Source organism: Kitasatospora sp. NPDC093558, assembly GCF_040683475.1.
Lineage (GTDB): Bacteria > Actinomycetota > Actinomycetes > Streptomycetales > Streptomycetaceae > Kitasatospora.
This window is the reverse complement of the sequence record NZ_JBFBDY010000158.1, coordinates 5,688-13,653: the sequence shown is the minus strand read 5'-3', so window position 1 is coordinate 13,653 and position 7,966 is coordinate 5,688. Positions and strand designations below refer to the sequence as shown.

Annotated in this window: 5 protein-coding genes; 2 read left to right on the top strand and 3 right to left on the bottom strand. The window is 74.3% G+C overall.

What is annotated here, in order from left to right:
* Positions 1-152 precede the first annotated feature (152 nt).
* Entirely contained in the window at positions 153-854 is a 702-nt protein-coding gene (locus AB0O00_RS17410; RefSeq protein ID WP_363652634.1) for an SDR family NAD(P)-dependent oxidoreductase, read from the top strand.
* Entirely contained in the window at positions 851-1,918 is a 1,068-nt protein-coding gene (locus tag AB0O00_RS17405) for an S-adenosylmethionine:tRNA ribosyltransferase-isomerase (RefSeq protein WP_363652632.1), read from the top strand. Before AB0O00_RS17410 ends, AB0O00_RS17405 begins: the two co-directional genes overlap by 4 nt.
* A 15-nt stretch (positions 1,919-1,933) precedes the next feature.
* On the opposite strand, the gene AB0O00_RS17400 is transcribed toward AB0O00_RS17405, so the two are convergent.
* The 3 genes from AB0O00_RS17400 to AB0O00_RS17390 form a co-directional block, all read right to left on the bottom strand.
* A complete protein-coding gene (locus AB0O00_RS17400) occupies positions 1,934-2,341 on the bottom strand; it encodes a nuclear transport factor 2 family protein (protein WP_363652630.1) in 408 nt (135 codons plus the stop codon).
* 132 nt (positions 2,342-2,473) lie between these two features.
* A complete protein-coding gene (locus AB0O00_RS17395) occupies positions 2,474-6,157 on the bottom strand; it encodes a SpoIIE family protein phosphatase (RefSeq protein WP_363652628.1) in 3,684 nt (1,227 codons plus the stop codon).
* Between the two features lie 884 nt (positions 6,158-7,041).
* Positions 7,042-7,966, bottom strand: a 925-nt coding sequence (locus AB0O00_RS17390) for an MFS transporter (RefSeq protein ID WP_363652626.1), incomplete at its 5' end; no start/stop codon positions are given.

The window sequence follows — 7,966 nt, the reverse complement described above, 5'->3', positions numbered from 1 at the left end:
CGACCGGCCCGCGCCGGGCCGCCGCGCCCCCCGCCCTGCGGCGGGCCCCCCACACGGCAAACCAGACAAACGAGTACGTCGGGGCGAGCCGGCGCCGGCCCACCGCCCCCACGCGCGTCGCCCTCGTCACCGGTGCCTCCCGCGGGCTCGGACTGGCCCTCGCCGAGGCGCTCGCCGCCGACGGGTGGCAGCTGGTGATCACCGCTCGTGGCGCCGCCGGACTCGCCGCCGCCGAGGCGCGGCTGGGCGCTGTCACCCCGGACGTCGCGCTGCCCGGCACGATCGTGGACGACGACCACCGTGCCCGCCTCGCCGAGGCGGCCGCCGGGCTCGGCGGCGCGAGCCTCCTGGTCAACAACGCCGGCACCCTCAACGGCACCGACGACTCCGGCGCCGAACCGCTGCCCCGGCTCGCCGACGTGCCGCTGCCGGGGCTCCTGGAGACGTTCGAGGTCAACGCCCTCGCCCCGATCGCGCTCACCCAGCTCGTCCTGCCGCAGCTGCGCGCCCATGCCGGCGCCGTGCTGAACATCAGTTCCGACGCGGCCGTCGTGCCGTACGTCGGCTGGGGCGGCTACGGCGCGAGCAAGGCCGCGCTCGACCTCGCCACCGCCGTACTCGCCCGCGAGGAACCGGAGTTGCGGGTCTGGGCGGTCGACCCGGGCAGCATGCGGACGTCGATGCTCCAGGCCGCGAGCCCCGGTGAGGACATCTCGGGCGAGCCGCTGCCCGAGGAGGTCGCCCCCGTCCTGCTCGCCCTGCTCCGCGACCGCACCCCCTCCGGCCGGTACGTCGCGGCGGACCTGGCGGCGGACCTCGCGGCCACCCCCACGACGACCCGGGGTGGACGATGACCGTCCTCACGGACCTCGGGCCCGACTTCACCGTCCCGCCCGAACTCTCCGCCCGCGCACCGGCGGAGGCCCGCGGCCGGGCGCGCGACGGCGTCCGGATGCTGGTCGGCCGGCGCGACCGCGGCACGGTCGAGCACCACCGCTTCACCGACCTGCCCGCGGTGCTGCGCCCCGGTGACCTGCTGGTGGTCAACAACTCCGCGACGATCCCGGCGGCGCTGCCCGCCCGGCTGCCCGACGGCACTCCGGTCGCGCTGCACCTGTCCTCCGCCCAGACGGACCAACGCGGCGCGTTCCTGGTGGAGTTGCGCCGCGTCGTCCCCGGGCGGGCGGCGGAGTACTACCCGCCCGAGGACAGCCCGGCCCGCCCGGGACTGCGCCTCGGACTGCCCGCGGGCGGCGCCGCCGTGCTCACCGTCCCGTTCACTGCGCGTCTCTGGTACGCCGAACTCGACCTCCCCGCTGCGCTGTTGCCGTACCTGTCGCTCCACGGCCGCGCGATCCGGTACGGCTACGTGGATCGCGACTGGCCGATGGAGGCCTACCAGACGGCGTTCGCGACCATCCCCGGCAGCAGCGAAATGCCCAGCGCCGCACGCCCGTTCACTACGGAGGTGGTAGCCCGCCTGGCCGGGCACGGGGTGCTGCTCGCACCGATCACCCTGCACACCGGCGTCGCGTCCCCGGAGGCGCACGAGGCGCCGTACGCGGAGCGGTTCCACGTCCCGGCGGCGACGGCCCGCCTGGTGGGGCACGTCCGGGCGGGCGGCGGCCGGGTGATCGCCGTCGGCACGACGGTGGTGCGGGCGCTGGAGTCCGCCGCCGATCCGGACGGGACTGTCCACGAGGCCGACGGCTGGACGGAGTTGGTGGTGACCCCCGAACGCGGAGTCCGTGCCGTCGACGGCCTGCTGACCGGCTGGCACGAGCCCCGCGCCTCCCACCTCCGGCTGCTGGCCGCCGTCGCCGGGCTCCCGCTCCTCGCGCACTGCTACCGCGAGGCCGTCCGGACCGGGTACCTCTGGCACGAGTTCGGTGACGTCAACCTGCTCCTGCCGGCCTGAATGCCTGAACGTCACTCAGGCGAAGAGCGTCCGCGCCACGTGGTCGGTGTCGAGGTACTCGCGGACGGCGGTGATCAGCCCGTTCTCGACCGTGAAGACGGCTGCGCAGTGGTTCTCGTACGCGCTGCCGTTCGCGGCCGTCCCCTTGGCGGTCCACTCGGCGACGGCCTTCGGGCCGTCCGCGAGGACCTGGGTCAGGGCCACCTCCAGCGGGGTGTCCGGGGCGAACAGGGTCCGGACGCTGCCGAGGAAGTCGTCGAGGATGGCGTCCTTGCCGCGCCAGACCCGCGAGAGGGGGAGGGTGCCCGGGTACTCCCAGGTGGCGTCGTCGGCGAAGTACGCGATCGCGGTGTCCAGGTCGCCCCCGGCGATCGCGGTGACGTAGGCGGTGACGACGGTGCGGGCGTCGAGCTGCTGGTTCACGGTGGCTCCTCTGGTGTCCTCCGGTGGGGCTGTCCCGCCGTGCCACCAGACAACCGGGCGGGTGCCGCGCCGGGCCAACAACCGCGACGCGGCGCCGACAACCGGCCGTTGTCGGCGCAGCTCGGACGCGGCTCAGGGCGCACTCGACGTGCCGGGCGGCAGCTCCAGCTCGAACCAGACCACCTTGCCGTCCCTGGTGCGCCGGCTGCCCCAGCGGTGGGCGAGCTCGTTGACGAGGTGCATGCCGCGCCCGCCCTCGTCCTCGGCCCGGGCGGGCCGCATCCGCGGGGCCTCGCCCTCCTGGTCGGCGACCTCGACGGTGAGCAGCCGGTTGCAGAACAGCCGCAGCTGGGTGGGGGATCCGGCGTGGACGAGGGCGTTGGTGATGAGTTCGCTGGTGAGCAGCTCGGCCCAGTCGGCGAGGGCGTCGAGCCCCCAGTCGGTGAGCGTCGCGCGGGTGAAGCGGCGGGAGTGCGCGACCATCGCGTGGTCGCCGGTGAGCGGCAGGGTCGCGATCCGGTCGGCGCCGACCGGGCGGACCTGGGCCATGATGACGGCGATGTCGTCCTCGGCGGTGCGGCCGGTGAGTTCGGCGAGGACGGCGTCGCAGGTCTGCTCCAGCGAGCGGCGCCGGTCGGCGATCGTGCGGCAGAGCAGTTGCAGGCCCTCGTCGAGGTCACGGCCGCGGCGCTCGACGAGTCCGTCGGTGTAGAGCGCGATGATGGCCTCCTCGGGGAGGGTGAACTCGACGCTCTCGAAGGGGACTCCGCCGACGCCGAGCGGTGCGCCGGGCGGCAGTTCGACCGTCCGTGCCTGCCCGTGCGGGTCGGCGACGACCGGTGGCAGGTGCCCGGCGCAGGCGGCGGTGCAGTGGCGGTCGACGGGGTCGTAGACGACGCACACGCACGTGGCGAACTGCCCGTCGCCGAGTGCGATGGTGGCCTCGTCGAGCCGGTGCAGGACGCGCGCCGGGTCGAGGTCGAGGGTGATCAACGTCCGGGCGACGGTGCGGAGTTGGCCCATGGTGGCGGCGGCCCTGATGCCGTGGCCCATCACGTCGCCGACGATCAGCGCGACCCGCCCCGAGGGCAGCGGCACGACGTCGAACCAGTCGCCGCCGACCTCGCTGACCACGCTGCTCGGCAGGTAGCGGTAGGCGATGTCGAGGCCGAGGGTGCGGTGGATCTCCTGCGGCAGCAGGCTGCGTTGGAGGGTGAGGGCGGTGTCCCGCTCGCGCCGGTAGAGGCGTCCGTTGTCGATCGCGAGCGCGGTGCGCGCGGCCAGCTCCTCGGCGAGCGACTGGTCGGCCGGACCGAAGGGCACCGCGTTCGCCATGCGCACGAACTCGGCGCCGCCCAGCACGAGTCCGCGCGCCACCAGCGGTACCATCAGGTACGAGTGCACTCCCGCCGCCAGCCCGGGCTCGACCCGGTCGGGCGAGGCGACGATCCGGCGCAGGTCGTCCTCGGTGACCTCGGAGACCAGGATCGAGCGCCCGCTGCGCAGGCTCTCGGCGTACAGCGCGGCGGACTGCGAGGTCTCGCCGATCGAGTCGGCGGCGCTCGTCAGCGTGCCGGAGGGACCGACCTCGCCGATCGCGACGGCCCGCATCAGCACCGGGCCGTCGGAGGGGACGGGCCCGGGTTCCTCGCCGCCGAGCACGGCGTCGCGCAGGTCGACGGTGACGAAGTCGGCGAAGCGCGGGATCACGACCTCCACCAACTCCCGTGCGGTGCGGTGCAGATCGAGCGTGGTGCCGATGCGGTTGCTGGCCTCGTTGAGCAGCGACAGCCGTTGCTGCGCGGCCCACGCCTCGTCGAGCGCGCGCTGGCGGGCCGCGGCGGCGTCGCGTTCGCGGGTGAACAGCAGCGCGTTGTCGATGGACACGGCCGCCCGCACCGCCAACTCCCCGGCCAGCGCGAGGTCGTCGTCCTCGTACGGCCGCTCGACGATGGTGCGGTAGAAACCCGCGACGCCGACCGGAGTGCCGCGCGCGATCAGCGGGACGACCATGAACGAGCGGACGTTCTGCTCCCGCACCGCCGCCGTGCGCACCGGGTCGTCGGCGAACCAGGCCAGCCCCTCGGCGTCCATCCGCGGCACCAGGACGGGCTTGCGGTTCGCCAGCGACCACGCGTACGGCGAGCCGGGCGGGAAGCGCTGCACGCCGCCGGTGCGTTCGATCGGGCGCAGGGTGGAGCCGTGCACGGAGTGGAAGGCCATCCGCCGCAGCAGTGCGGAGCCGTCCGCCGAGGGGCGGGCCTCGCGCTCGCCGCGCACGAGCTCGTCCAGCACCTCGACGACCACCGTGTCGGCCAGCCTTGGCGTCGCCACCTCGGCCAACTCCTGGGCGGTGCGGTCGATTTCCAGCGTGGTGCCGATCCGGGTGGAGGCCACGTTGACCAGCGCCAGCCGCTCCTGCGCGGCCTTCGCCTCGCGCAGCGCCTGCTGGCGCGCGAGGACGGTCTGGTGCTGGCGCAGGTACAGCCGGGCGTTGTCGATCGCGACGGCGGCGCGCGAGGCGAGCTCGTCACCGAGGGTGATGTCCGCCTCAGCGAACGACTCCCGGGCGCCGCGCCGCGAGTACACGATCATGCCGAGCGTCGTGCCGCGCGCCACCAGCGGGGTGATCCGCACCGAGCGCGGCCGGTCGCCGAGGGCGGCCTGTCGGCGGCTCTCGGTGATGCCCTCGCTGAGCAGCGGCAGCTCCCAGGACGGCACGACGACCGTCCGCCCGGTGGCGAGGGCCCGCGCGTACGGGGAGTCGGCCGGGATCTCGTACACCGCGTCGACGGGCAGCGCCTCCGCCGGGTACAGCGGGTCGGTGGAGGCGAGGGCCAGGCGGCGCACCAGCAGCGGGGCGTGCCGGTCGGGCGGCTCGACGTTGCGTCCGGCGACCAGCGCCTCCAGGGCGAACACCCCGCTGATGTCGGCCACCCTGGGCACCATGGCGTCGGCCAGCTCGCGGGCGGTCTGCCGCAGGTCGAGCGTGGTGCCGATGGACGCCGTCGCGTCGACGATCAGGGCGAGCCGCTCCTGGGCGCGGGCGGCGCGGGCGTCGGCGTGGAACTGCTTGCTGATGTCGATGACGGTCGAGCTGACCCCGAGCACCCGCCCGCCCGGCTCCTCCAGCCGGAAGTACGAGGCGGACCACGCGTGGTCGTGCTGCGGATCGCCCGGCGTGCGGCCGTGCGAGCGGGTGTCCACCACCGGCGTGCCCGTCTCCAGCACCCGGCGCATCACCGCCTCCGCCTCGGCGCCGTTGATCCCGGGCAGCAGCTCGGTGAGCCGGTGGCCCACGTGCGCCCCGACCGACAGGCCGTTGACCCGCGCCAGCGCCTCGTTGAGGCGGACGAACCGCAGGTCGGTGTCGAAGACGCCCATGCCGACCGGGGACTGCGTGAAGAAACCGTCGAGGACCGCCAGATCCCCCTGGATCCGGCGCAGCGTCGTCACGTCGGAGGCGACGGCCAGCACCAGCGGGCGCCCGCCGGGGCCGGCGATGGGGTGCGTGCGGAACTCCAGGTTCACGGGGTGCCCGTCCCGGTGCCGCACCGGGAACACCCCGGACCACGGCCGCCCGTCCAGGATCTGCTGGAACAGCTCCAGCACCTCGGGCCGCTCCTCGTCCGAGGTCAGCAGCTGCGCGGCCTTCGCACCGAGCGCCTCGGCCGCGGTGTAACCGAGCAGTGCCTCGGCGTCGCCGCTCCAGTGCAGGATCCGCCCGTCGGCCTCGATCAGCGCCGTCGCGATCGGGACCATCAGCAGGGCGTCCTGCCGCGGCTCCCCCGTGCGCGGCTCGTTCTCGTTCACCATGGCCAGAGAACCGTCCGGAGATCGCTTCCACCAGCCCTGCCATCTTCGCACGCGCCCCCCACGCCCCGCTCACCATGACGCCACCCCCCGAGGCACACCCACCCGCCCCACACCCAAAAGCCGCCCGCCCCGACTCCCGGCCAAGCGGCGTCGAGAGAAAGCAGTGCAGCGGCCGCATGAGAAGTCGATGCACCCACTTCCCACACGGCCGCCGGCGCTGCCACCGGATGTGGGCCCCACCGACTTCCTCCGCCGACCCGGGCCCCGGCCGACCTCCTGCGTGGCTTGCTCGGGCGCGGGATTTGGCCTCGCGATCGTGCGCGTGAGTCTCATAACTCCACGTACGCGAGAAGTCGACGTGGCCGACTTCCCACTCCGGCCCCGAGCCTTCTCACCCCCTCCAGGGAAGGCCGCCCGGGGGGGGCGAGTGCGCAGGAAGTCGGCGGAGCCGACTTCTCACGCCGGCCGCCGCTCCGTGCCGCTTGGCCGCGGTGCGCGGGCCCGGCCGATGCGGGGCGCGGGAAGTCGGGTGGGCCGACTTTCTGCGTGGCCTGCTCGGGCATGGAGTTCGGCCTCGCGGTCTTGAGCGTGGGTCTCGCAACTTCACGCACGTGAGAGGTCGGCGTGGCCGACTTCCTACTCCGGGCGCGAGCCTTCTCGACCTCCAGCGACGGCTGCCCGGGAGGCGGGTACGCAGGAAGTCGGTGGAGCCGACTTCTCACGGCCGCCGCTGCGTGTCGCTCGATGCCGCTTGGCCACAGTGCGCCGGAAGTCGGGTGGGTCGACCTTTGGGTCTGGGGTGGGTGTGGGCTCGCTTGGTTTCGTGCTTCGGGTTGGGTGGGTGGAGGCGCCAGAAGTCGGGTGGGGCGACTTCTCGTGTGCGCTCAAGCCGTCGTGACTTGCTCGCGCGCCGGCGTTGTCGTCGGCTCCTCGGGGCGGGGCCTGCGGGATTCGGCGGTGCGGGCGGCCAGGGCCAGCGCGGCTCCCGCGAAGCACAGGGTGGCCGCTACGACGACGGCTCGGTCGGTGCCGGCTGCCAGGGCGCGGGCTGCTGCCGCATGGCCCGGGCCGGTGGGGTGGGCGGAGGTGGCCACGGCTACGGTGACCGCCACGCCCAGGGCCGAACCCATGTACCGGGACGTGTTGTTGGCTCCGGAGCCCATCGCGGCCCGGTGGGCCGGGACGCTGCTCACCGCGAGTCGGGCGAGTGCGGCGTTCAGCACGCCGCTGCCGATGCCGGCGACCGCGAGTCCGGGCGCCAGCCGTAGCCAGGTGGAGTCCGGGCCCAGTCCGTACAGTCCGGCTTCGCCGATGCCGCAGATCAGCAGCCCGAGTGCGACCTGTGTGGTCGCCGCCAGGTGGGCCGCCAGTCGGCGGGCCTGGAGTGCGGCGATGACCGAGAGGCCGGACCAGATGGCCAGCACTCCGCCGACCGCCAGGCCGGACAGGCCGAGGACGCCCTGGAGCAGGGTGGGCAGGTAGCTCATGAAGCCGACCATCGACATTCCGGTGAACATCGCCCCGCCGGTGGCCGCGATGAAGCCGGGGCTGCGGAAGAGGGAGAGGTCCAGCATCGGTTCCCGCACTTTGGCCTCGACCAGGGCGAACAGCGCGAGCAGCAGCACCCCGATGGCCAGCAGCACCAACACCGTGGGCCGTCCCCAGCCGGTGCGGCCCTCGGCGAGTCCGGCGATCAGGAAGGTCGTCCCGGCGGCGAGGGTGAGCACGCCGTAGGGGTCGAGCGGGCGGGGCCGGTCGGCCCGCGACTCGGTGAGGACGCCGGCCGCGAGGGCCGCGAGCGCCGCCGAC

Bases quoted from the DNA above. Each gene is read 5' to 3' on its own strand.
- AB0O00_RS17405 (WP_363652632.1), top strand. From the start codon at position 851: ATGACCGTCCTCACGGACCTCGGGCCCGACTTCACCGTCCCGCCCGAA.
- AB0O00_RS17395 (WP_363652628.1), bottom strand. From the start codon at position 6,157: ATGGTGAACGAGAACGAGCCGCGCACGGGGGAGCCGCGGCAGGACGCC.